This is a genomic window from Nonomuraea sp. B5E05, assembly GCF_039880665.1.
Lineage (GTDB): Bacteria > Actinomycetota > Actinomycetes > Streptosporangiales > Streptosporangiaceae > Nonomuraea.
On the sequence record NZ_JBDPMJ010000012.1, the window covers coordinates 208,304 to 232,393 of the forward strand.

The window sequence follows — 24,090 nt, forward strand, 5'->3', positions numbered from 1 at the left end:
AGGCGGCGCACGCGCCCAGAACGGTCAGCCCGGCGAGCGGTCCGACCAGGGCGGACGGGCCGCGGCCGGGATCGCCACCATGACGAGCCTGGCGATCGCGTTCGGCACAGCAGTGGCCGGGATGCTGATCAACCTGGGCGGCGACTCGACGCTCGACGCGGCCCGGTACACGCTGTTCGGACTCGGCATCATCTGCGCGTCCGGCGCCCTCACCGCCCACGCCGCAAACCGTACGAGCCGGACGGACCCGGCCGCGACGCCGATCTTCCATGGCCCGCACGATGCATGCAGTATGAATCACGAGGCCGCCCATGAGCCTTGACACATGCGTCGTCCCAGGGAGCATTCATGTCCACGCTGGTGTTAGTTCACGGTTTCTGGCACGGCTCCTGGTGCTGGAGCGAAGTCGTCCCCCATGTGGCGGCCGCCGGGCGCCTGGCCGTTGCGGTGGACATGGCGGGGCACGGGCTGTATGCCCGCCGTCCTCGGTGGTTCACCGCGCAGCCGTACGACCGCGAGGCGGTCAGCACCGAGGTTTCGCCCGTGGCGGACGTGAGTCTCGACGATGCGGCCGAGTTGCTGACTTCGCAGATCAAGCGGATCGGCGGTGGTGAGCCGGTCACGGTGGTCGCCCACAGCGCGGCCGGTCCGGTACTGACGCGAACGGCCCAGCAGACACCCGAACTGGTCGCGCACGCGGTGTACCTGTCCGCGTACATGCCGGCATCAGGCGTGCCTGCGGCGGCGTACACGCAGCTTCCGGAGGCCGCCGATGACATGGTCGCGCCGTTGTTGCAGGGCGACCCGGCCCGGACAGGCGCGCTGCGACTCGACTTCGCCACGGACGACGCGGCCTACCGGCAGCGGCTTCACGAGGCGTTCTACGGTGACGTGGACCCGGTCCTCGCCGACGCCGCCACCGGCCTGCTGACGCCCGACGGCCCGATCGGCATCATGCTGGGTACCACCACCCTGACTCACGACGGCTGGGGATCGGTTCAGCGCACGTACATCGTCTGCACGCGGGACATGGCCATCCGGCCAGGCGTGCAGGCGAAGTTCATTTCCGAGGCCGACGCGGCGTTTCCGGACAACCCGACCTCCGTCGTCACGCTCGACGCCTCCCACTCGCCATTCCTCTCCATGCCCGGCGAGCTGGCCGACGTCATCATCCCGCTCGGCCACTGAACGTCGCCCTCGCCGCTCATCGGAATACGATCGCAGCTGAGATGTCCGTCACATTCCACTAGGTTCGGCGGCTCTTAGGAGGGGCTCGCACGCAGGAGCACGTCTTCGGTGCGAAGCTCAGGCGGCGGTGGTGAAGGCCGATGTCCGCGAGCGGCCGGCGGCACGTCAGGCAGGACCAAGGAGCAAAGATCAAGGAGGAGACCGCGCTGATGAGTGGAGCCAGACGGACCGTCCATGTGTTGCTACACCAGTGCTGGGCCTGATGATCACCACCTCCCCCGCGTCAGCGGCCGAGCCGCCCACCCGTGCCTTCCACAAGCAGACCTTGTGGCGTTCGTACACGACCGGTGGACAAGTACCTGGGCACGTGGAACTACGACCAGCCGGACCGCGACACCATGAGGAACATCGCGCAACTCACGTGCCCGGACACACGACCGGGCTGTGACAGCGCCAATCCGCTGGCTCCGCCCGGCTCGACCTGGCAGATCCCGCAGATCGGCCGGATCGTGTTCTCGAAGGAACCCGGCGGAAAGGTTGTGGGGCGAACGGACCGGGGCTGCACGTGGCGGTTCACGGCCCGGCGGGACTCTCTCCAGCTCGATCCGCCCGGCCAGTCCTGTGAGAACCAAGTGATCAAATCCGGCTATACCATCACCAACTGGTCGGTGACGGTCTCGGGCCGGCACGAAAGGGAGACCATCGTTGGCGTGAGCCACAATCGGCGCGGCGAGTTCGACTTCGTCCTGAAGCGAGGGGCCCGTACGAAGGCCAAGGAGGAGCCGCCGGCCAAGGTGGCGAAGCGATTCGCCGGCCAGTGGAAGTACGCTCCGGCCGATCCCTGGCTCCGGCAAGACCATCACCATGGGCTTCTGGCAGGTGGCGGGCGATGGGAAGCAACAAGCGTCGATCATGAACGGCGTCGTGCACCAAGCCGGCCCGGACTCCGGCTTCGTACTCAATGTCGGCGCCCTGATCAGACGGTAAGACGACAGCCGCCGGCCCCTTAGGGCCCGGCTCAGCCGGTGTCGTTCTCGATGTGACCGACCCCGGTTCCGTGGGGAAGGCGCGCGCCGCTGCCGGTCACGTGGGTGAACGCGGACGCCGGAGCAGTGTGGTTGGCGAGCGTCCGGCGGCGGCCGCGGCTGGGCCTGGCGAAGGCTGACAACTTAACGGCCCTGTCCTCTTCGCGGCGAAGTTCTCCCGATTGTTCTTCCTCCCATGTCACAGCCAGCGGGGCTGCCTTGTCTCGGGTTGTGAGGACAGGTTCGAGAAGAACGCACCCGCCCATGGCAAGGAGCCGATCATGAGCGAGCAGACCACACCCCAGAGGATCGCGCTGGTCACCGGGGCGAACAAGGGGATCGGCCGTGCGGTCGCCGAGCAGTTCGCCGCGCTGGGTATGACGGTCCTGGTCGGCGCCAGAGACCCGCGGTGCGGCGAGGAGGCTGCCGCGGCGCTGCGCGCGGCGGACGGTGACGCGTACGCGGTCGCCTTGGATGTCACCGACCCGGCCACCGTCCAGGAGGCCGCGAGGTGGATTGAGGAGCGCTTCGGTCACCTCGACGTGCTGATCAACAACGCCGGCATCACCGGCTCCGGGCAGGTTTCGCCCGAGGACGCCACCGATCAGATCCCAAGCTCCGTGGACCTGGGCATGGTCCGGGCGGTGTTCGAGACCAACGTCTTCGGGGTGATCTCGGTGACCAACGCCATGCTGCCGCTGCTGCGGCGGTCTCCGGCGCCGCGCATCGTCAACGTCAGCAGTCACGCCGGGTCGCTGACCATGACCAGTGACCCGGATGGCCCTTTCGCGGCACTGCTGCCGTCGGCCGCGTACACGCCCTCCAAGAGCGCGCTGAACGCGCTGACCGTGCAGTACGCCAACGAACTGCGCAAGGACGGCATTCTCGTCAACGCCGCCGCCCCCGGCTTCGTCGGCACGGACGCCAACAACCACACTGGGTTTCTCACCCCCGCGCAGGGCGCCGCGGTCGTGGTGCGCGTGGCCACGCTGGGCGCCGACGGGCAGACCGCCGGGTTTTTCAGCGCGGACGGCCCGCTGCCCTGGTGACGGCGGTAGCGGACCACGACACGAGAGCAACCCCGCTGAACAGCAGGAGATGAGGAACAACATGCGAGAACAGCGACGTCGGCCCACCGCCGTGTGGCAGCGTGCGCGGGGGCGAAGCGGCCGACACGGGTCCCGGTGCGGCCGGCCCGGCTGCCGGCCGGGGATCAGGCGGTGGTGATGACCGGGAGACGCGGGTTCGCCAAGGATGAAGCCGAGCGGGAGCTCGGCCGGCAGCTGCGCTACCCCCTGGCGGCAGGGCTGCACAAAAGAGCCGGCGTGACCGGGGCCGAGGAGTTCGAGGAGCTGCGCCCGCTGCTGTTCTCGATCGCCTACCGGATTTTGGGCAGCGTGACCGAGGCCGAGGACGCCGTCCAGGAGACCTGGCTGCGCTGGGAGGTCTCCTCCGCACAACCCATCTCGGCCAAGGCGTTCCTGTCCGCCGTGGTCACCCGCATCTCGATCAACGTGCTGCGCTCGGCCCGCGTCCGGCGCGAAGAATATGTCGGGCCATGGTTCCCCGAGCCGCTGCTGACCGACCCCTACCAGGACCCCGAGCGCTCGGCCGAGCTGGCCGACTCGGTGTCGATGGCGGCCCTGGTGTTGCTGGAACGCCTGTCCCCGCTGGAACGCGCGGTGTTCGTGCTCCGGGAGGTGTTCGGGTTCGGCTTCGGCGAGATCGCCTCGGCGGTGGGCCGCTCGGAGGCGGCCTGCCGTCAGCTGGTGGTGCGGGCCCGCCGCCACATGAACGAGGGCCGGCCCCGGTTCGAAGCCGACCGGCGCGAACGCGAGGCACTGGCGATGCGGTTCTTCGACGCCTTGACCGAAGGAGACCTCGACGGGCTGCGAGAGCTGCTCGCCGCCGACGTGCAGATGGTCGCCGACAGCGGCAGCAAGGGCCCGCAGTGGGCCGGAGGCTTCTTCGGCGCCGACCACGTGGCCCGGCTGCTCGCCGCCCTGCTCCCCCCGTTCGCCAGGATCGGCGGCATCGTGGAACCACGCCAGGTGAACGGCCAGCCAGGCGCGATCTTCCGCGACAGCGACGGCAAGGTCATCAACACCTGGACGCTCGACATCCTCGACGGGCAGATCCAGGCGATCCGCACGGTGAGCAACCCCGACAAGCTCGGGCATGTGGGCCCCGTGGCGGATGGCTGGGCAGTCCTGCGCGAAACGCAGCAGGCTCGCCGGGGATCGGACTGACCGCAAGAGCCGACTGCGCTGCGGCCCTGTGGCGCAGGTGCACAGGCTGGTCGACGAGCTGCCGGCGTGGGCGCAGGCCCTTGGCCCGCTACGCACAGCGTCCCGGGCCGTTCGCCAGCGGCGTATCACCAGGAAAGGACCGTGTCATGCGTACCACCGTCTTCGGAGCCAATGGTCTCACCGGCCGCCTGCTCACCGGCCAGGCACTCGCCGCCGGACACCAGGTCGCCGCAGTCACCCGGCAGCCGGACTCGTTTCCGCTGCACCATGATCGGCTGGAGGTGGTCGGTGCCGACGTGCTCGATCCGGAGGCCGTCGACGCAGCCGTGGCCGATCGGGATGCGGTGCTGTCGACGCTCGGCGTGCCCGCCGGCAAGGAGCCGATCAACACCTACTCACGCGGAGTGGCCAACATCATCGCCGCGATGAAACGGCATCGGGTGCGTCGCCTTGCCGTGGTCAGTTCAAGCGGGGTCGACCCGCGCCCCTATTCCGATGGCGGGTTCCTGTTCAACCGGGTACTTCTGCCCTACGTGACGCGGGTGCTGGGCAAGACGCTGTACGACGATATGCGGCGGATGGAAACGCTGGTCCGGGCCAGCGATCTGGACTGGACGATCGTGCGCCCGAGCGGGCTCTACCACCTGCCGTCGGTCACCGACTACACCCTTGTCGAGGGCCACGCCGACGGCAGGTTCACCGCCCGCGTGGACCTGGCCGCCGGCATCCTGGCTCTGCTGGACGACGACCGCCATGTCCGCACCACCGTCAGCGTCATCACCACCGCCGACAACCCCACCTTGGTCCAGTGGATCCGCCGCGAAGCGCTCGCCAGGACCTGAGCCGGCCCTCTCGGCGTTCCGGCGCGCACTCCATGCGATCGAGAAGGAGCGTGGAACCCCTTCCGAATCGCGACACGTCAGGGCAACGGGACTTCACACAGATCGATGTCACGAACATCCGGGACGGCCAAGGAGGCGTCGCCGGTACCGTGCGGGATCGGCGACGCCTCCTTGGTCGTGGCTCGGAATCAGCTCGCGACCACGGCGGTCAGTTCGTCCAGGACCAGGGTGCCGACGTAGCCGGCGTCCGGATCGAGTTCGTTGAAGAAGATCCGGCGCAGGCTCACCGGATAGGCCATGGTGTCCGGCACGTCATAGGTGACCTGCTGCCAGCCCGGTTCGGTGATGAAGGCGGGCTCGATCGTGTGCAAGGTCCCGTTGCGGTCGACGACCTCCAGGCGCGTCCGGTGGACGTGTCCTTCCGCTTTCACCCAGAGCTTGAACGCCGTCGGTTCGCCGGCCACCGGAAGGAGGTTGGCGGCCGGCCAGATGCCGACGCCGCGCGTCTCGGTGCTCTGGGTGAAGTCGTAGTCCAGCTTCAGCGCGTTGCCGTCGTGGCCGTCCGGGGTGGATGAGACGCTTCCGGTCGCGCGCAGGCTCCAGAAGTCCCAGTTCGACGTGTCATCGAATGTGTCCACCACGCCCTGGGACGTCCCGATGCCCACGATCAGCTCGGTCGTCACGCCGCCGGCGGACACCGTGACGACGTGCTCGCCGTCGTCGGCACGGGCGGTGACGGTGAACGCTCCGGTGCCGTCCGCGGTCACGTCCAGCGCGGCGTCGTCATAGGTGAGGGTGACGTCGGCGGGATCGATGGGGGCCGCGTACCCGGCCGAGTCCGAGCCGTTGACCTCGAAGGTCCCCTTGGCACCCTTTTCGAGGAGGTTGAGCCGGCCGGAGCCGGTCTCCAGCCGGGCCAGCTCACCCAGCACGGTCAGCTCGATGTCCCCCGTGGCCTTGCCCCGCTTGGCCGTCACGGTCGTCTCACCCGGCGACAGCGCGCGGAACACACCGTCGCGGTCCACCCGGCCGATCCTGTTGTCCGCGACCCGCCACTGTGGCTTGGCCTTGCCGGGCGGATCGGCGGGACCGTACGTCTCGTCGAACGCGTCCGCCCTCAGCGCGCGGGTCAGCCCGGGGAAGACCCGCTCGGTACGCCATGACGCGGCCGGATCCGGACCCGGGAACCGGTCGCGTTCCGTCGCCGTGCTCACCCAGAAGCCCGTGGTCCTACCGCTGCCCTCGGGAAGGAACATGGCCAGCCCGGTGGGCACAGGACGGGTGCCCGCGGCGTCGGACGGCCGGTTGACGAGTTCGGCGTCCTCCTGGCCGGGGTCGCGCGCGACGAGCGTCGTCGAGCCCCCGCCGTCCAGGTTCAGCGCGCTGTGCGCGCCCAGGTCGACCATCATCCGCGCCAGCTCGTTCAGCCCGATGCCACGGGAGAACTCGGGCCGGCGGCCGTCCACCGCGACCAGCCACATCTTGGTCCCGTCCGCGGAGAAGCCGACGGCGGTGCGCGGCTCCGGCGTGTTGTTCGCCGCCGGAAGTTCGAGCGGCTCGCCGTCCGCGACGAGGAGCTGACGGCCGCTCATGGCCGCCTTGACCTTCATGTCGCCAGGAGCGCGTACGTCGTAGTCGACGGAGACCGGGTCGCCGGCCCGCAACGAGGACAGCGCCTCCGCACCGGCCTCCCGGCCCACCAGCACGAACGTGTCGTCGGCGATCGCGCCCTCTCGGGGGACGTCGGCCACCTCGGCCACGACGCCGTCGCGTACGACCACCTCGATGGTCCGCTCGACGCCCTTGACCGGATGGCAGCGGCAGTACGTGCCCCATACCGGGGTGAACATCCCGATCTGGTCCTTGAGCAGTTCCGCCTTGTTCAGCGCGTCCAAGGGGACGGTCCGGCCACCGGGCAGCTCGATGGTCCCCTCGAAGACGATCTCACCGATGGCGCCCACCTGGTCCCCGGAGAACATCACCGCGGTCTGGTCCGTCAGCGTCGCCTTCGTGTTGGGCAGGGGCGACTGCAGGAGCTCGCCGTCCTGGATGGCCACACCCCACGGCGCGCCGGATCCGGAGATGTCGAAGTAGTCCGCGTTCACCGCGGCGACGGCGCCCGCTTCCCGCGCCATGTCGAGGAGCGGACGTCGCGCGGCGACCTGACCGGGAAACAGCCGGCCGATCTGCACGCCGGACGTCAGGTCCACGGACATCTGGTACGTCTGCAGCCAGCCCGTCTCTCCGGTGGCACCGTCCGGCCCGTGCAGTTCGACCGTGCTCAGCTCGACCCCCGGAGCGACCGGCCTGGTCTCGCGGTACGTCTCGGCGCGGCCGGTGGTCCGCGGCGAGTCGAGCGTGGCCGCGACGGCGGGCGCCTCCGTCCGCGCGTACGCCGGGCCCGTCAGGACAAGGGCGAGAGCCGCCGATAACAGGGCGGAGGGGACTCTCCATCGCATCAAACCGTGACGAGACATAACCATCCTCCTCAAACAGCAATGCCGGCTGCGCGCCGGAGCATGAACTCGGTCACCGGGGCGAACTCGGCGGGCGTGAAGTTGTCCTCGATCGGCAGTACGGGGTCGTGCCGTCCCCGGGACCGCGCCAGGAACAGGGCGATGTCGTTGGCGTCGGCTATCGACAGCGTGTTCAGGCCTGCGGCGATCGCCGCGCCGGCCATGCCGTGGTCGGCGATGACGAGATCGATCCGTACACCGTCATCGGCCGCCGCGGCGATCATGGCTTCCATGTACTCGGGCCGGTGGGTGTGGAGGATCGCCTCGTCCTGGAAGGCGCACCCGGCTCCGCCGAAGAACCGGATCCCCGACTCACCGGCGGAGTGGACGCCGACGGCGAGGTCGAGACGGTGGTCGTCGAGAACGCGTACGATCCGGTTGCCCGCGATCCGCAGAGCGCGCGCCAGCTCGGCGTAGTGGTCCAGCAGCCCGGTCGGGTGCCCGGTCGCCAGCAGCACCGCGCCGCCGCCGTCGCGCAGGAAAGGAGCCAGGGCGTCAGCGTGGGCCCGGATGCCGGCCAGCGTGTTCTCCGGCGCGATGTACCCCAGGTGCGGATCGCCGTGCGTGATGCGGTCGCCGATGCCGGCGTCGACGGCGGCCACGACCTCGTCGACGGTCGCCGTACGCCAGTCCTGCAGCCCGAAGGTGTTGTCGGGATCTCCTGCGAGCATCTTGAGGGCGTACGCCAGCGACTGCCGGCGGGTGGTCCGGATGTTGCCGGACAGGCTCCGCTCGACGAGCAACTCGCGCAGGTCCGCCTCTCCGTGTGCGGTGCGCATGCCGTCAGCTCGCCGCGGTCGCGACGGCGCTCTCGGGCCGGGCGGCAGCCGCCGGTGGGCGCCAGGCCCCCTCGGTCCGGGGGAACGCCCGCGCAGCGCCGTCCCCGATGGTCAGCCGGACGGTCGCTCCGGGGGACCAGCCGCCCTGAGCCGAATGCACGATCACGACCGAGCCGTCGACGTCGACATAGGTGCGGACGACCGGGCCGAGGAACTGGACGTCGCGGACGACGCCGCGGAGCGCTCGTTCGGCGGGGGCGGACCGGTCCCCGCCCTCCTCGGTGAGGGACACGTCCTCAGGGCGTACCGACACGTCGACGAGCGAGCCGCGGGAGACGGGGGGCGACGCGCTCGCGGGCGTCGCCGGGAGTGCCGCTCCGGCGACGGTGACCTCCCACGACTCAGTCGACTCGCCGGCGAACTCCCCCACCAGCCAGTTCGTGATGCCGACGAAGTCGGCGACGTATCCGTTGGACGGGGCCAGATAGATCTCGTGACCGCTGCCGAGCTGTTCGAGTGAGCCGTCCCTCATGACGGCGATCCGGTCGCCGAGGGCCAGCGCCTCCTCCTGATCGTGGGTGACGTAGACGATCGTCGTCGCGGTGTCGCGCTGGATCTCGCGGAGCTGGGTGCGCAACTGGATGCGGGTCTTCGCGTCGAGGTTGGACAGCGGCTCGTCCATGAGGAGCACCGACGGCCGGATCGCCAGCGACCGGGCGACGGCGACGCGCTGTTGCTGCCCACCGGAGAGCTCGTTCGGTCGCCGGCCGCCCAAACCCGTGAGGCCGACCAGTTCGAGCGCCTCCTCGGTGCGACGTGCCCGCTCGTCCCTGGCGAGTTTCTGGGCCTTCAACCCGAACTCGATGTTCTCCGCGACGGTGAGGTGCGGAAAGATCGCGTAGTCCTGGAACACCATGGACGTCGGCCGCGCATCCGGGCCGAAGCCGGACACGTCGACGCCGTCGATGAGCACGGTCCCGCTGTCGGGCTGGACGAAGCCGGCGATCATCCGCAGCGTGGTGCTCTTGCCACACCCGCTGGAGCCGAGGAGGCAGAGGAACTCGCCGCGGCCGACGACGAGGTCGAGGTCACGGACGGCCGGCACCCCGTCGAACGACTTGCACAGGGCCTTCAGTTCGATCATGGAATCTCCATCAGCAGGTGTCACAGGTCGTAGAGCCGCAGCCGGGAGCCGAGGGCGAGCTTCGCGACGGCGAGTCCGGCGAAGCTGACCACCATCAGGCCGGCCGCGACGCCGGTCGCGGCGCCCCACTGGCCGAACTCGGCGAGGTTGACGATGGTGGGGGCGCCCAGGCCGATTCCCGGCGACGTCAGGAAGATCACGGCACTCAGCGTGTTGATCGCGTGGAGGAACCCGAACACGAGCGACGTGGTGAACGCGCCACCCAGCAGGGGGAACATGATCTGGACGATGACCCGGGCCCGCGAGGCACCGAGGTCGGTGGCGGCCTCGTCGATCGACGGGCTGATCTGGTTGATCGTGGTCACGGCGGTCCGGTAGCCGACCGGGAGGGCCCGGACCGCCATGACCAGCACCAGGATCAGCGCGGTTCCGGTCAGAGCGAGCGGCGCCTCGTTGAACGTGAGCAGCCACGAGATGCCGATCATCGTCCCGGGGATCGCCGACGGCAGCACCGCGAGCCCGTCCATCACGCCACGGCCGACGACCTTCGTGCGGTGCACGACGTAGGCGGCGACCAGGGTGCTGATCGTCGTGATGATCGCCGCCGTGGCGGAGAACAGCGCCGAGTTGCGGATGTCGTCCCCGCGCAGGAGAGCCGTCCGCCAGTGGTCCAGCGTGAGGCTCCAGTCCGCGCCCCACGCCCGGGTGAACGAGCCGGCCAGGATGCTCCCGTAGATGAGGATCATCAGGGCGCTGACCATGCCCAGGACGGTGAGGAGCCCGCGCCGCACCATCGGGGGGAGCGGCGCCGGAGGCAGGCTCCCGGTCTTCCCGGACACGGTCACCGCGGAGCGCCGCGACAGGACCCGGCGCTGGATCAGGAAGAGGATCAGCGTCGGCACGAACAGCAGCACGCACAGCACCGCCGCCATGCCGAAGTCCTGCCTGCCCACGGCCTGCACGTAGGCTTCGACCGAGAGAACCTGGTATCCGGCGCCGATGAGGACGGGGTTGCCGAAGTCGGTGATGACGAACATGCCGACGAGGAGCAGCGCGTTCAGGATCGTGGGGAACGCCAGGGGCAGCGTGACCCGGCGGAAGGTCTGGAACCATGTCCAGCCGAGGTCCCGGCCGGCCCACTCCAGGGTGGAGCCGATGTTCTTCAGCGTCGGCAGCAGCGTCAGCGTGGCCATGGGGAAGAAGGCCAGCGTCTGGACGAGCCAGAGACCGCCGAGGCCCAGGAGGCTGACGTCCAGCCCCAGCAGCTCGTGCGTGATCAGACCCCGCCGCCCGAACAGCAGCAACACCGCGAGACCGACGACGAACGGCGGTGAGATCAGCGGGAGGAGGGCCATCACCCGCAGCACGGCCCGGCCCCTGAGGTCGGGCCGGCTGAGGGCGTAGGCGAACAGGAAGCCGACCACGGTGGCGCTCAGCGTCGAGGCCACGCCGATGACGACGGTGTTCTTCGCCGCCTGCGCCACGCGCGGCTCGGCGAGCCTGCGCCAGGCCTCGCCGTCGGGCTCGAACAACATGGCCATCGTCGGCACCAGGACGAGGAGGACGAGCAGGCCGCCGACGTAGACCGCGAGGGTGCCGACCGTGATCCGGTCAGCCAGGAGACGCCTGCGGCTGCGCCGCTGCCAGTCCGGACGGGTCACGTGCCCGGAGCCCGGCTCCCGCTCCGTCCGCGGGCGCGGTTCCGGGACTGCGGAGCCGGTCCGTCGGGTCGTCGAGGGCACGGCGATCAGACCCCGTACCGCTTGGCGAACTCCCGCGACACCGCGTCGCGCATCTCGCCGGCGCGCACCGGATCGTAGTCCACGAGGTCGAGGTCGGCGAGACCTCGCGCGCCTTCGGGGAGGTCGACGTCGTTCCGCACGGGATACGAGTGGACCAGGTCGACGATCATCTGGGACGCCTTCCTGCCCTGGAGCCACTGGATGAACTTCTCGGCTCCCTGGGGGTTCGGCGACCCCTCGACGAGCGCGTTGCCGGAGATGACGACGCCGGTGGGCTTGGGGTAGACGAGTTCGATGGGGAACCCGGCCCCGCGCACGTTGAGCAGGTCATGGGCGAAGGACACGCCGGCCGCGTACTCGCCGGTGGCGACCAGTTGTGACGGCGCTCCCCCGCTGTCGGTGTACTGGCCGACCAGTTCGTGGAAGGAGTCGAGGAATTTCCACGCGGCCGCGTCGTTCCCGTGGCGGAAGAACTGCGTCGCCACGAACGTGTATCCGGTCCCGGACAGCGTCGGGTTCGGCATGACGAGCTGGCCCTTCAGGTCCGGGCGGAGCAGTTCGTCCCACGTCTTCGGGAGCGGGGCTCCGCCGGTCTCCTCCTTCCACCGGTCGGCGTTGACGCCGACGGTCATCAGGATCAGCTCGTTGGCGTGCCAGTAGCCGGCCGGATCGACGAACCGCTGGTCGACGCCCGCGACAGTGGACTTGTAGGACCGGATCAGCTTCTCTTTGGCCAGCGGGCCGGCATCTCCGCTGGCCAGGCCGATCACGTCGGCCGCCGGACGGCCGGCCTCGGCCTTCAGCCTCGCCAGGAGTTCGCCGGCGCTCTGCCGCAGCACCTCGACCTCGATCCCCGATTCGGCCTCGTACGCCTCGGCCAGCCGTCGAGCGGGTTCCTCGGGCATCGGCGTGTACCACGTCACCGAGCCGCCGGACGCGGACGCGGCGTCATCGTCGCCGCCGGATCCGCAGGCCGCCGGCCCGAGCATGAGGAGTGCGAGAGAGAGCGCGCCTGCGGCGACGCGTAACAGGGGTGTGCGCATGAGTGACCGCCTTCGGATCGATACGCCCGCAGAGAGAGGAGCGCAAGGTCACGATGCACGAAATGGTGATATCTGAGGCCTTTGATGTCAATACCTCTTGTACACCAATTGCAGGCGCCGGAGGGCGGTCGTCACCCCAGGGACGTCGCGGTGTGCGTCACCCCGCGGGGGTGCCCGAGGTCCTCTTCCGGGGTGGCCGTCAGGTCCAGCTCCGATGTGATCATGTACCGGTCGCCCCTGAACAACGTCCGGGTGAACTCGATGGGAACGCCGTCCGACGTGCGGGTCGCGGTCCGGAACAGGAACGCGGGAGAGTAGGGCGGCGCATCGAGCACCGCGGACTCCTCCGGGCTGAGCACCGTCGGTTCGATGGTCTGCGTCCCCGAGGCCACCTTCAGCCCGTACTGATCGGAGAGCAGCCGGTAGAGGGACTTCTCCTCCAGTTCTTCGGCAGGCAGGCCCGGGACCAGGGCGTCCGGCAACGTCGTGGTGGCGATCGCGATCGGATCGCCGTCGGCCAGTCGCAGTCGTCGTACGGTCACGATCGCGTCGGAGGGCGCGATCTGGAGCCGCCAGCTCAGGCGGACGCCCGCATCCGAGCGCTCCACCCCGACGACGCGGGTCGACGGCGTGATCCCCCGCCGGCGCAGACCCATCGAGAACGACGACGCCGCCGGCGACTGCATGATCGTGGGCCGCGCGACGTAGGTCCCGCTGCCCTGCCTGCGGATGAGGTGACCATCCCTGACCAGGTCGTCGACGGCGCGCCGCACCGTGAGCCTGGAGACCCCGCAGTCCTCTTCCAGCACCCGCTCCGGCGGGATCGGATCACCCACGTTGAGGTCCTCGAGCAGGCTCATGATCCGCTCCCGGACCATGTTGTGCTTGCGTCCGCGACGAGCGTCTGCGTCGCTCACGTCCACCCCCTCCAGCCCTTCACGGCGGCACCCGCGCTTCTCCCGTATTTTACGCCATGGCCACGAATTGGTATTGACGACTTGTATACCAGCTCATAAAGTCACCGAGTAATCATGACCTCCCGGTGAACCATGGCGGAGCGCCGACGCGCCGCCACTCCTCCGTCCCACGGCTGGCCGCGACCGTCAGGCCGGGTCCGATCATCGTCGCATCAGGGCCGACGCATGACCACCCTGCCTCGAGCAGCGCCTTCCCCGTTCGGCCTGAGCCCTGAGAAACATCGATCGACAAGGGAGCACCGATGGGAAACCACATGGTCAATCGCCGTCACCTCCTCGGACTCGCCGGCGCCGGCGGAGCCGCCCTCGCGATACCCGGCCTGTTACCCACCCCGGCCCACGCCACCCCGCAACGGGCCGCGACGTGGCCCACGGAGTTCGTCGAGGTGACGCCCACCATCGAGGGCGACATCGCCTGGTACGACGTGTCCCAGTGGGGTGTCGAGGGCAAGGGCTGGTCCGACACGGCGGCCTTCTACGACCGGCTGCCGGCCAGGGCCGAAGCCGTCGTGACCCCTGAGGTCTGGGTGCGGAGCCGGCACTCCGCCGGGCTCTCGACCCGGTTCGTGTCCGACTCCACGATCTTCCGAGCCCGCTACCGGCTCAACCTGGCCACCACCGCGATGTACCACATGCCGGCCATCGGCCACAGCGGCGTGGACCTGTACGCGCGCACCGAAGCCGGCCAGGACGCCTGGCTGGCCAACACGCACCCGACGGCGCAGACCATCGACCAGCAGATGGGCCTCGCGGTCGACCCCGGAGAGCGCCTCTACACCGCCTACCTACCGCTGTACAACGGCCCGCAACATCTCCAGATCGGCGTCGAGGCCGGCGCGTCGTTCGTCGGGGTCGCACCGCGCACCACCGCACCCGCCGTCTTCTACGGCAGCTCGATCATGCAGGGCGGCGTGGCGTCCCGGCCCGGCATGTCCATCACGGCGCTCCTGGGCCGCCGCTTCGACATGCCCGCCATCAACCTCGGATTCTCCGGCAACGCGAGAATGGAGCCCGAGATCGCCGAGCTGATGACCGAGCTCGAGGCGTCGGTCTACGTGGTCGACAGCTCCCCCAACATGAATCCGCAGCAGATCTCCGAACGCGCCGAACCCTTCGTAGGCATCCTGCGCGAGGCGCGCCCGGACACGCCCATCCTGCTCGTCGAGGACCGCCGGTACGGGGACGGCCAGTTCGTCCAATTCCGCCGGGATCGCAACGCCCAGAACGCGGCCGCCCTCCACACGGCGTACAGGAACCTGCGCACCTCCGGCGTCAAGCACCTCTGGTACCTCAAGGCCGACGAACTCCCGCCGGCGGAGGAACTGGTCGACGGATCGCACCCGAGCGACCTGGGCATGGTCACGTACGCCAACGCGTACGAGAAGGTCCTGCGCCCGATCCTGAACAACAAGTGAGACGGACTCATTTGCCGGCCTCATCAAACGCACCCTCGCCGAGACCGGGGCGCTGCCCGAGGTGGCGACCGTCCGCCGCAAGATCAAGACCGTCGCCGACCGGGTGGTCACGAACATGCGCAGCAGGCAGGACTTCCCGGCACCCGGTCCGCCCACGACCAGCGCGTCGGTGTCCTGCCGGAGCAGGAAGTCGGCGCTGAGCGAGGTGGACAGTATGCCGCAGATCGCGCCGGTGCGAAGGTTCACCACAGGACTGCCGCTGAAGCCTCCTGTCACCGGGGTCCCGCGTAACCTGGGAAGCTCCAGCCGGGAGCCGGGCGAGCGCCGGGAGGATCCCTCGTAGACGAACGTGGCGGGCTGACCCGCCCGGAACAGCCCGTCGGGATGGCCGTAGGCCCACATCCGGTCGCCGGCCTCCAGCTCCGGCGACAGCAGCACGGGTCGTCTCCCGTGCTGCTCGGCGCTGGTGAGGAAGGCCACGCGACCAACTTGCCGGACTCCAGCGCGAATTCGCACCCGAACTCGATGGCGACCTTGGAGGCGTCGGTCGTCCGCAGTTTCACCACGAGCCTTGACGGGATGGACAACCGTCACCACGCCTTGTGGGCTGCTTCGGTGGGCCGACCCCCTGCCCGCCGCCCGCCAAGGGGGGCGGGCACGGGGTCGGGTGAACACGCCGGGCAAACGCTGGAGGTGCCCGCTCGGGATCGGTGATCGGGCCCGAGACGGGGACGCAGCGGGGCGGCTCGGTTCAGGGCTTGGCCGCGGCTCTGACGATGCGGCCGGCTTCCTCCTTGGTGATGAGGCGGGCGGCCACCAGTTCGGCGGACTTCTTGGCGATGTGGGCGATGAGCTGGGGCCCGGTGTACTTCTCGTCCTCGATGAGGTCCTCGATCGTGCAGCCGTCGGTGCGGTAGCGGTTGGCCACCCCGGTGTCGCGGCCCTGGATGGTGACCATCGGGGTCAGGTCGGAGCCCTTGCAGGCGTCCGCCGGAGGGGTGTAGCGGAGCAGGCGGGCGCCGCCCTGAACGGAGCCGAGGGCGTCCTTGGTGCCGCTGCGGAACCAGATGTTGCCCGAGCCGTCCTGCGCGCCCCGGTAGAGGCCGGACTCGACGGCGGTCGTGAACGTCTTCGACAGCGGGTCGATGCGGAACACCTTCCCGTCGAGGGAGGCGTAGACGTGCTCGTCGGGGTTGACGTGCAGCTCGTCCGAGACGCCGGTGTATCCGGCGGGCAGCTTGACCTGCTTGACCACGCGGGCCGTGGCCGGGTCCATGATGAACACCGTGCCGTCGGCGAGGCCCCAGAGCAGCCCGTCGGAGCCCTTGACCAGCGCGGTGATCGACTTCGCGCCGGGCACCGGCGTGTGCTCCGATCGCTTCTCGCCCGAGGCCAGGTCGTAGGTGAACACCTTGGCGTCCGTCGCCTTGGGCGTGGTGCCGCCGCCGCCATGGATCGACGTGCCGCCCCACAGGGTGTTCCCGAGTACGGCCAGCGAGGTGACGCCCTGGTCGGCGACGGGGGCGCGCCGTACCGTGTGCTCGCCTGAAGCCTCGTCATAGACGGTGAGCGCGCCGCCCCAGAGGCCGTAGTCGGGGGTGCTGCCGATGTAGACCTTGCTCCCGGCGGCCGCGAACGCCACGGGCCGGTTCTGGCCGTCGCCGATCAGGCGGAACAGCTCACGCGGGTTCGTGCCCGTGACGAACGGCTGGGCCGGGTCGTAGTGCATGATCGCGCCGTTGGGATAGGTGCCCAGGTAGAGCTTGCCGTCCTTCCAGAACCACCCGTCGGTCTGCGCGGCCCGGCCGAGCTGGGTCACCTTGCCGGTGGCCGGGTCGAGGACCGCGACGTTGCCGTTGATGTAGAGGTTCGTGTAGATCCGGCCGTCCGGCCCGGCAGTGACATTGTTGATGTCGATGGGCTGGTACGGGAAGGGCAGCTTGAAGCGCTGGGACGCGCCGGTGCGCGGATCGTAGGAGAACGCGTCGCCGTTGTAGTTGCCGATCGCGGCATAAAGCGTGCCGTCGACGAAGCCCCAGCCCACCCCTGCACCGCCCGAGGCCACCCCCGGCACCGCTTCCGGCCGGTCGGCGGCCAGGTCGTAGCGCCACAGCTCGGCGCCCGAGGTGAAGTAGACGTAGCCGCCCTCGGCGACCTTGGTCGTGCCGCGCGAGTTCATCGCGAACCCGTCGGCCAGCACCGCCCCCGAGTCGGGATCGAGCACGAGCGCCTGCCCCTTGCTGCGCTTGACGAACAGCTTGCCCGCCACCAGGTTCAGGTCGTACGGATAGCTCGGGTCGCCGCGCAGCGCCTCGGGCCAGATGTCCCGCTTCTCCCCGGTGGCCAGGTCCAGCCGGATCAGATGCCCCGCCGAGCCGACCGCCGCCCACAGCAGTTGCCGGTCGGTGTCGACCGCGACGTCCGGCGTGTACTGCTGGCCCTCGACCATCACTCCGAGGTCGCGGAACCCTTCACCCGGGGTGTACGAGAACGCCTTGGCCCCCGGATACGTCCCCCCGTAGACCTTGCCGTCCTTGCCGACCTGCAGCCCGTAGGCGTACAACTCCCCCGGCACGACCTGGCCCAGGTCGGTGGCCTGCTCCTGTCCCGGCTTGAAGGAGTACAGGTGGCCGTTGGGGTAGGTCCCGGCATAGACGGTCCCGTCGGCGGACTGGGTGATGCCCCACCCGCCGGACGAGCCGGGCAACTCCACGGTGTCCCTCAGCTCGCGGGTCACCGGATCGACTTCGGCGACGACCCCTGGCGTACCCATCTGAACGCTGAAAACGGCCGGTCGCCCGTCCTGGCCGGTGCCGAAGTGCCCCTCGAAGACGGTGAGCGCGGTCGACTGGACACCGAAGTCGGTGACGGTTCCTTGGACTGGTGAGGCGGCTAAGAGAGTGGACAGCAGGACGGAGAGGACACGCATGGGTTGCACTCCTGGGAAATTACGGTCATGAGCGGAACTACTTCTTCTGCGCCAATATCGGCCTACAAGGAGATAACGGGCCAGACCGTAAAAAGTCAACAACTGGCGGGGAACGCGGCCGGTGCGGCGCCGAAAGTGCTCCCTGGCATGTGACCTGGCGTTCTGTCCTCGGGGCTCGTGGTGCTGCTACGCCTGCTGTATGCGCATCGGCCGGCTCAGCTGCCGCCCGCGCGGAGGACCTCGCTCAGCCGTTGCCGGCGGCGTAGCGCCGATTCGACGGGCACCACGACGGCGACCGCCACCAGGAACACGACCGCCACCAGGCCGAGCCCCCACCACGGCAACGCCAGGGCCGGATCGGCGCCGGTGAGCAGGCGCAGGGCGAGCGAGCCGAACGTCAGGCGGGCGAGCGCCACCCCGAGCAGCGGACCGCCCACAGCGGCGACCACCACCGGCGGCAGCAGTTCTCCCGCGGCGACCCAGCGAGCCTCCCGGGGCCGCAGCCCGAGGGTGCGCAGCCGGGTCAGGGTCTGCCATCGCTCCGGCGCGCCGGCTGCCGTGCCGAAAGCGAGTCCCAGCAGGCCCAGAACCGGCAGGGTCACAGCCGAGACCCACGCCAGCCGCAGCAGTCCCGAGGCCAGCGGCCCATCCGCGGTCCCGTGGCCGACAGCGGCAGCAAAGGTGAGCGCGTACGAGGCCAAGGTCACGGAGGTCACGAGCACCAGCAGCGGTAGCACCCGGGCCGAGGCCGCCGCCGCCCTCGCGGCCCCGAACACCGCCAGCGGCCGGCTCGACCGCAGAAGCCGCTCGAGCACGAAGCGCATCGCGAGGGGCAGCGCCCGCGCCAGCATGAGCGCGCCTGCGAGCGCGCAGAGGGCAGGCGCGCTCGCGGGCAGCACCCCGCCACCGATTCCACGCTGGTACAGAGCGACGATGGCGCCGGAGGCGGCCGCCAGCACCCCGGTCTCAAGAGCGGCCCGCCGCAGTCGTACGGTGTTACGCACCCACCGCCGCGCACTCCGGTTGGCCGGGAGACGGCGATCCCGGGTGGCGCGGGCGGCGGTGAGCGTCCCGAACGCCGGTCCGGCGGCGACGGCGGTGACCACCACGGGCGCGATCCACTCCCAGGAGACCCCCGGCGCGACGGCCCGGGCCAGGCCGAGCCCGGCCGCCGCGGCCAGCAGCGCCATCACGGCGGATTCGAGCAGCAGCTCGCCGCCGGTCACCGGCAGCGACATCCCTCTCTGCCGGGCGGCGGCCAGGGCGGGGGCGCGGCGGTGCACCAGCAGGTCGGCGGCGAGCAGCAGGACCAGGACCGCGACGGCGAGCAGGGCGACGAGCAGGACGGACGCTTGCGCGGACGCGGCGTCGACCTGGGAGCTCACGGTCCGCAACACCCCGTCGAGCCGGGCCTCCCACTTCAGCGAGCCGTCCCGGGCGCCGGAGGAGCCGGAGGCCGCCTTGAGCGCGACCACCTTCGCGACGACCGACGGGACCACGGCCCAGGTGAGCCGGGCCGGGTCGGGGGTGAACCAGACGGTACGCCGCAACTCGTCCCGTCCGAAGGCGAGCCGGGCGTCGGGCAGCGAGTCGCGGGACAGCAGCCCGGCGAACCGGGTGAATCCCGTGCCGCCCGCGCCGGCGACGGGACTCAGCAGCGAGGGGAGGAGCCGCCAGGCGGGATCGCGGCTGTCCCGAGGCCGGAAGATGCCGCTGACCTGGACCTTCTTGACATTCCCCTGGTCGTCCGCCAGCGGGAGGCGGGCGCCGGGACGGAGTTGGAGAGCGGCGGCGTCCGCCTCCGACAGGCCCACCTGGACCGGCCACGGCGGCGCGTCGTAGGGAACCGCCGCCGTCGCGGAGGCGGTGGGCCGGGGCGGGCCGCCCGCGATCCAGGTCACGTCGGGCCCGCCGTCGCGGGCCACATAGGCGAGCTGGAACGTCCGCAGCACGCTGCCATCGGTGATCTTGAGGGTGGGGCTGATGACCGTGGCGACGGGCGGATGCAGGGCGGCGCGCAGGCCGGGGCCGAGTTCGTCCGTCGCCCTGACGCGGAAGTCGTCGACGCCCTCGGCGAGGCGGGGGTGCCGGACGCGGCTGCCGTTCGGCCCGTCGTCGACTTCCATGCGGCTGTGGACCTGGAGGTCGCCGCCGTTCCTGCGTACCGCGTCCCGTACGGCGGCGTCGGCGGTCGCGGACAGGAGCGGCGGTACCGCGCCGGCGAGCAACGTGATGGCCGCCACCACGACGGCGGCCAGGAGCAACGGCCCGGCGTCCGCGCGGGCGCGGCCGGCGACGCTGGGCCAGTGCGGCGCCGGGATCCTCACGACGCCACCCGCAGATACGCGGCGTCGGCAAGCCGGGACTGGACGACGACCACCGCGCTCACCGCCAGCGCGCATCCGGCCAGCAGCCCGGTGAGCAGGGCGGCCTCGGCGGCCCACGGCCAGACGGGCAGAACCTCGGGAACGGGAGCGGCGCCGGTGTCGGAGCGGACGAGCAGCGGCGCGACGACGCGGGTGGCCAGCGCGCCGACGACGGCGCCCGCCGCGAGCAGCGGCAGCAGGATGCCGACGTGCTGGCCGAGCAGCACGGTACGGATCTCGCGCCGGGTCATCCCGATACCCCGCAGGCGCGCCATCTCGACCGCGCGGGCCCGCAGGTCGAACGTCACGTGCAGGACGATCCCGGCGATCATCAGCAGCACCGCGGCCGGTACGAGCAGCCGGAGCACGGCCGGCAGCCCGGCCCGCAGCGGGCCGCCGGTGAGCCGGGCGGTCTCGGACGCGCGCGTGGTGACGCTGCCGAGGCGGAGATCGGCCACATCGCCTCTGGCGGGATGGCCGACCCACCACGCGTCCACGGGCACGTCGAAGTCGCCGCTGACGGCGAGGGCACGGGAGAGGGCGTCGAAGTCGGCCAGGATGGCCGCGGCGCCCGGAGCGGACGGCACGGCCGGCAGCACCTCGGCCACGCTGACCTGTAAGGGGGTGAGCCCGACGGTGAGGTCGAGCCGGGAGCCGCGCCGGGCGCCCACCTCATCGGCGAAGCGGGCGGAGACGGCGACGGGCATCGGCCCCGGAGCCGGGAAGGCGGTGGCGACCAGGGTCCTGGCGGCGTCCGGCGGGCCCTTCAGCGCGACGGTCGTGGTCATCCTCAGCTCGGCGCCCGCGGAGGTGCCGGTCAGGGCGACGGCCGGGTTGCCGAGCTGCCCGGGGGCCGGCCCGGCTGAGGTGGCGGTCCAGGGCGATGCCCCCGAGGCTGTTCCCGCCACGGTGAGCGTCACGGCGACGCGGCTGTCGCCCGCCGGGGGTTCCGCCAGGGCATCGGAATAGCCGGTGCCCACGTTCCCCGTCGCGATCGCGAACGGCAGGGACACCGCGACCAGCCGGAGCCCTTCGGCCGTCGCGCAGCCCGGCAGCGGATGTGCTTTTCCGTCGAGCGGGATGGGCGCACCGGTGCACGGAGTACGCAGCCCTGTCGCATCCTGCAGCAGCAGCCGGGGCGTCACGGTGAGCGGCGTCGCACCGGTCGCGTTCCCGGCCAGGGAGAGCGCGGCTCCGGCCGGGACGGGAACACCGGCGGCGCGCGTCGGCGGCGCGAGAGCGGCGCCGACGGCGTTCCAGGTGCGACCGTCGTTCAGCCGCCCGCGCAGCAGCGCCTCGGCGCGCGTGGTGTCCACGGCGATCAGCCGCGGCGGGTCACCGGCGCCGCCGAGCCACTGCCCGACCGCGATGCCCCGATCGGTGGCGGGACTCACCTCTCCCCCGCTGGCCGCGCCGACCACCGGGCCCTGCCCGGCGGCGGGCGGTGAGGTGAGGGTGAGCGCGAGATCGGTGCCGACGGACAGATCGGCCTGGTCCCGCTGGGAGCGCTGCCACGTGGCGTCGAACCCGATCCCGTACGTGGCCGCCGCGCAGCCCAGCCCGATCAGCAGCCCCGCCGCGACCGCCTGCGGCCTGCGGGCGGCTTCGAACGCGGCCAGCGGCACCATCAATCCGCGAGCCCGGACGGCCAGCCGTTCCACAACGCGCAACGCGGGCCACACCAGGCGCAACGTCACTGCCGATCCGGCGATGAGCAGCAGCGCGGGAGCGAGCACCCGTACGGTGTCGATGGGAGACCCTGAACCGGTCGGCTGGTCGCGCAACTGCCACCAGCCGATGGCGGCGAGCGCCACGAGCAGCAGGTCGGCGCCGGATCGGGCGAGCAGTTCCCGCCGCCCGCGCACACCCGCGGAGGAGGTCCGCAGCGAGGGCACGACGAGCACCGCCGCCAGCGCCAGCGCGCCGCCGGCGACGGACGACACCTGTGCGGCGTTCACGCCGAAAGGCGTGGCGAGCCCGGCCCCGGCCATGGGCGGCAGCCGGGTCAGCCCGGCGTGCAGGGCGGACGAGGCCGGGATCGCGATCGCGGTGGCGAGCACGGCGAGCGCGCCGGCCTCGACGAGCGCGGCGCCGGCGAGCTGACCGCGGCCGACGCCCAGCGCGGACAGCAGGGCGGTCTCGTCGCTGCGCACACCGGCGCTGAGCCGGCCGGCGAGGGCGAGGGCGGTCGCGGTCAGGACGAGGCCGATGGCGGCGACGGCGAGCACGGCGGCCGTGGTGACCTCCTGCTGATCGTGCGCGGCCAGCAGGGTCGAGGGCAATCGGGAGGCGACGCGCTGGATCCGTACCCGGTCGCCGAGCGTCTGCCCCAGCCGGCGGTCGGCGCCGAGCACGGCCTGGGTGACGGTGTCGAGGTCGCGGCGGTCGGGGGCGGACAGGTCGGGGTGGGCGGTGATCTCCAGCCGGTCGAGGGTGGAGCCGCCGCCGAGCAGGTCGGCGAGGTCGACGATGAACGGCCCGTACGCGTGAACCGGCTGTGCGGAGCGGCCGTCGCGGTAGGCCAGGTCGTAGCCGGTGGCGGCGAGGGGGTCGCGCTCCCAGCCGGTGCCCGGCAGCGGGCGTACGATCCCGACCACGCTCACCTCGATCCCCTGGTCGGGATCGTCGGCCAGCTCTCTGCCGAGGCTGACCCGGCTGCCGACGCTCAGGCCGAGTTGCCGCGCGGTGCTCTCCAGGACCACGGACTCCGCCGGCGCGGCACCCGCCCGAGGCAGGCGTCCGCCGGCCAGTTGGGCGCGGGCCGGCAGATCCTCCACCCCCGACAGGTACGCCACAGCCGCAACACCGGCGCCGGGGAGCGACCGCATCACGGACGACGCGCGCGCGGCCGTCGTCGTCGCGAACGGAGCGAGGGCCGAGGTCAGCGCGGCGCGGGTGTCGTCGGCGACGGATCTCGCGTGCTCGCCGCGAATGGTGACGGTGTAGGCGGTGACGTCGGTCTGGTCGGGGGTGGCGCGAGAGGCGGCGGTCTCCAGCGCCTGCTCGGCGGTACGGGTGAGCAGGAGGGCGCAGGTGCCGAGCAGCGTGGGGCCGACCACGGCGACGGCCAGGAGGGCGGCCAGCATGGGCCATTGCGCACGGGCTCGCCGGGCGACCAGCCTCAGCACGGACAGCTCTTACTGATCAAGAATCGCCCCGGCCGTTGGAGCGTCCGTCGAGCCGCCCATCAGGCTCCTGCCGGGATGCTCGTCGAGATGCCCGTCGTTGATGCGGATCACCCGATCCGCCAGCGCGAGCATCGTCGGATCATGTGTGGAGACCAGCGCCGTCACCCCCTCCGACTCCACCACCCCGCGCAGCAGTGCCATCACCGACAGACCGGTCTCGGCGTCCAGCTGCCCGGTCGGCTCGTCCGCGATCAGCAGCCGGGGCGAGGCGGCCAGCGCCCGGGCGATCGCCACCCGCTGCTGCTGCCCGCCGGACAGCTCACCGGGAAGCTGTTCGGCGTGGGCGGCCAGTCCGACCAGGTCCAGCAGCAGCGCGACCCGCCGCTCACGCTCCACCTGCGGTACGCGGGCCAGCCGCAGCGGAGCGCCCACGTTCTCCGCGGCCGACAACACCGGGATCAGGCCGAAGGTCTGGAAGACGTACGAGACCTTCTCCCGCCGTAGCAGGGACAGGCCGTCCTCGTCGAGGGCGGTGACGTCCGTTGCGTCGACGTGGACCGTACCGGAGTCCGGGCGGTCCAGGCCGCCGACGATGTTGAGCAGCGTGGTCTTGCCGGAGCCGGACCTCCCGACGAGGGCGGTCATGGTGCCGGCCGCGAGCTCGAACGTGACGTCCCGCAACGCGTGCACGGCGGTCGCCCCGCTGCCGAACCGGCGATGAACGCCACGCACGCTGACCAGGGGCCC

The 24,090-nt window shown here is 71.1% G+C and carries 18 protein-coding genes; 8 read left to right on the plus strand and 10 right to left on the minus strand.

What is annotated here, in order from left to right:
• Positions 1–79: 79 nt before the first annotated feature.
• The 6 genes from ABGB01_RS23685 (at position 80) to ABGB01_RS23710 (ending at position 5,304) form a co-directional block, all read left to right on the plus strand.
• Complete coding sequence (locus ABGB01_RS23685) at positions 80–322, plus strand: hypothetical protein (protein ID WP_347775727.1); 243 nt, start codon at positions 80–82, stop codon at positions 320–322.
• 26 nt (positions 323–348) lie between these two features.
• Positions 349–1,188: an alpha/beta fold hydrolase gene (locus ABGB01_RS23690; protein WP_347775728.1), complete on the plus strand. Its 840-nt coding sequence runs from the start codon at positions 349–351 to the stop codon at positions 1,186–1,188.
• Between the two features lie 347 nt (positions 1,189–1,535).
• Positions 1,536–2,198 carry a hypothetical protein gene (locus tag ABGB01_RS23695; RefSeq protein ID WP_347775729.1) on the plus strand — a complete coding sequence of 221 codons (663 nt, stop codon included), beginning with the start codon at positions 1,536–1,538 and terminating at the stop codon, positions 2,196–2,198.
• A 296-nt stretch (positions 2,199–2,494) separates the two neighbouring features.
• A complete protein-coding gene (locus tag ABGB01_RS23700; RefSeq protein ID WP_347775730.1) occupies positions 2,495–3,262 on the plus strand; it encodes an SDR family NAD(P)-dependent oxidoreductase in 768 nt (255 codons plus the stop codon).
• A 276-nt stretch (positions 3,263–3,538) separates the two neighbouring features.
• Positions 3,539–4,462 carry an RNA polymerase sigma-70 factor gene (locus ABGB01_RS23705; RefSeq protein WP_347775776.1) on the plus strand — a complete coding sequence of 308 codons (924 nt, stop codon included), beginning with the start codon at positions 3,539–3,541 and terminating at the stop codon, positions 4,460–4,462.
• A 146-nt stretch (positions 4,463–4,608) separates the two neighbouring features.
• Entirely contained in the window at positions 4,609–5,304 is a 696-nt protein-coding gene (locus ABGB01_RS23710; RefSeq protein ID WP_347775731.1) for an NAD(P)H-binding protein, read from the plus strand.
• A 188-nt stretch (positions 5,305–5,492) separates the two neighbouring features.
• On the opposite strand, the gene ABGB01_RS23715 is transcribed toward ABGB01_RS23710, so the two are convergent.
• The 6 genes from ABGB01_RS23715 to ABGB01_RS23740 all read right to left on the minus strand — a co-directional run bounded on the left by ABGB01_RS23715 (position 5,493) and on the right by ABGB01_RS23740 (position 13,445).
• Complete coding sequence (locus ABGB01_RS23715; RefSeq protein WP_347775777.1) at positions 5,493–7,763, minus strand: phosphodiester glycosidase family protein; 2,271 nt, start codon at positions 7,761–7,763, stop codon at positions 5,493–5,495.
• Between the two features lie 29 nt (positions 7,764–7,792).
• On the minus strand, positions 7,793–8,599 hold the full coding sequence (locus tag ABGB01_RS23720) for a phosphatase (RefSeq protein WP_347775732.1): 807 nt from the start codon (positions 8,597–8,599) through the stop codon (positions 7,793–7,795).
• A gap of 4 nt (positions 8,600–8,603) precedes the next feature.
• On the minus strand, positions 8,604–9,743 hold the full coding sequence (locus tag ABGB01_RS23725) for an ABC transporter ATP-binding protein (protein ID WP_347775733.1): 1,140 nt from the start codon (positions 9,741–9,743) through the stop codon (positions 8,604–8,606).
• Between the two features lie 20 nt (positions 9,744–9,763).
• Positions 9,764–11,404: an iron ABC transporter permease gene (locus ABGB01_RS23730; protein WP_347775734.1), complete on the minus strand. Its 1,641-nt coding sequence runs from the start codon at positions 11,402–11,404 to the stop codon at positions 9,764–9,766.
• Between the two features lie 86 nt (positions 11,405–11,490).
• Entirely contained in the window at positions 11,491–12,528 is a 1,038-nt protein-coding gene (locus ABGB01_RS23735; RefSeq protein WP_347775735.1) for an ABC transporter substrate-binding protein, read from the minus strand.
• Positions 12,529–12,659: 131 nt separating this feature from the next.
• On the minus strand, positions 12,660–13,445 hold the full coding sequence (locus tag ABGB01_RS23740; RefSeq protein ID WP_347775736.1) for a GntR family transcriptional regulator: 786 nt from the start codon (positions 13,443–13,445) through the stop codon (positions 12,660–12,662).
• A 302-nt stretch (positions 13,446–13,747) separates the two neighbouring features.
• Between ABGB01_RS23740 and ABGB01_RS23745 the strand changes: the two genes are divergently transcribed.
• Together ABGB01_RS23745 and ABGB01_RS23750 are read left to right on the plus strand one after the other, a co-directional pair.
• Positions 13,748–14,920: an SGNH/GDSL hydrolase family protein gene (locus ABGB01_RS23745; RefSeq protein ID WP_347775737.1), complete on the plus strand. Its 1,173-nt coding sequence runs from the start codon at positions 13,748–13,750 to the stop codon at positions 14,918–14,920.
• A 61-nt stretch (positions 14,921–14,981) separates the two neighbouring features.
• The gene (locus ABGB01_RS23750) at positions 14,982–15,263 is read left to right on the plus strand and encodes a hypothetical protein (RefSeq protein ID WP_347775738.1); all 282 of its coding nucleotides are present in this window, start codon (positions 14,982–14,984) and stop codon (positions 15,261–15,263) included.
• A 408-nt stretch (positions 15,264–15,671) separates the two neighbouring features.
• Here ABGB01_RS23750 and ABGB01_RS23755 read toward each other — a convergent pair whose 3' ends face one another.
• The 4 genes from ABGB01_RS23755 to ABGB01_RS23770 all read right to left on the minus strand — a co-directional run bounded on the left by ABGB01_RS23755 (position 15,672) and on the right by ABGB01_RS23770 (position 24,075).
• Positions 15,672–17,849, minus strand: coding sequence for a hypothetical protein (locus ABGB01_RS23755; protein ID WP_347775739.1), 2,178 nt, complete (start codon positions 17,847–17,849; stop codon positions 15,672–15,674).
• A gap of 215 nt (positions 17,850–18,064) precedes the next feature.
• Positions 18,065–20,176 carry an FtsX-like permease family protein gene (locus ABGB01_RS23760; RefSeq protein WP_347775740.1) on the minus strand — a complete coding sequence of 704 codons (2,112 nt, stop codon included), beginning with the start codon at positions 20,174–20,176 and terminating at the stop codon, positions 18,065–18,067.
• Positions 20,173–23,343, minus strand: coding sequence for an FtsX-like permease family protein (locus ABGB01_RS23765; protein WP_347775741.1), 3,171 nt, complete (start codon positions 23,341–23,343; stop codon positions 20,173–20,175). Before ABGB01_RS23765 ends, ABGB01_RS23760 begins: the two co-directional genes overlap by 4 nt.
• A 9-nt stretch (positions 23,344–23,352) precedes the next feature.
• Positions 23,353–24,075: an ABC transporter ATP-binding protein gene (locus tag ABGB01_RS23770; RefSeq protein WP_347775742.1), complete on the minus strand. Its 723-nt coding sequence runs from the start codon at positions 24,073–24,075 to the stop codon at positions 23,353–23,355.
• Positions 24,076–24,090 lie beyond the last annotated feature (15 nt).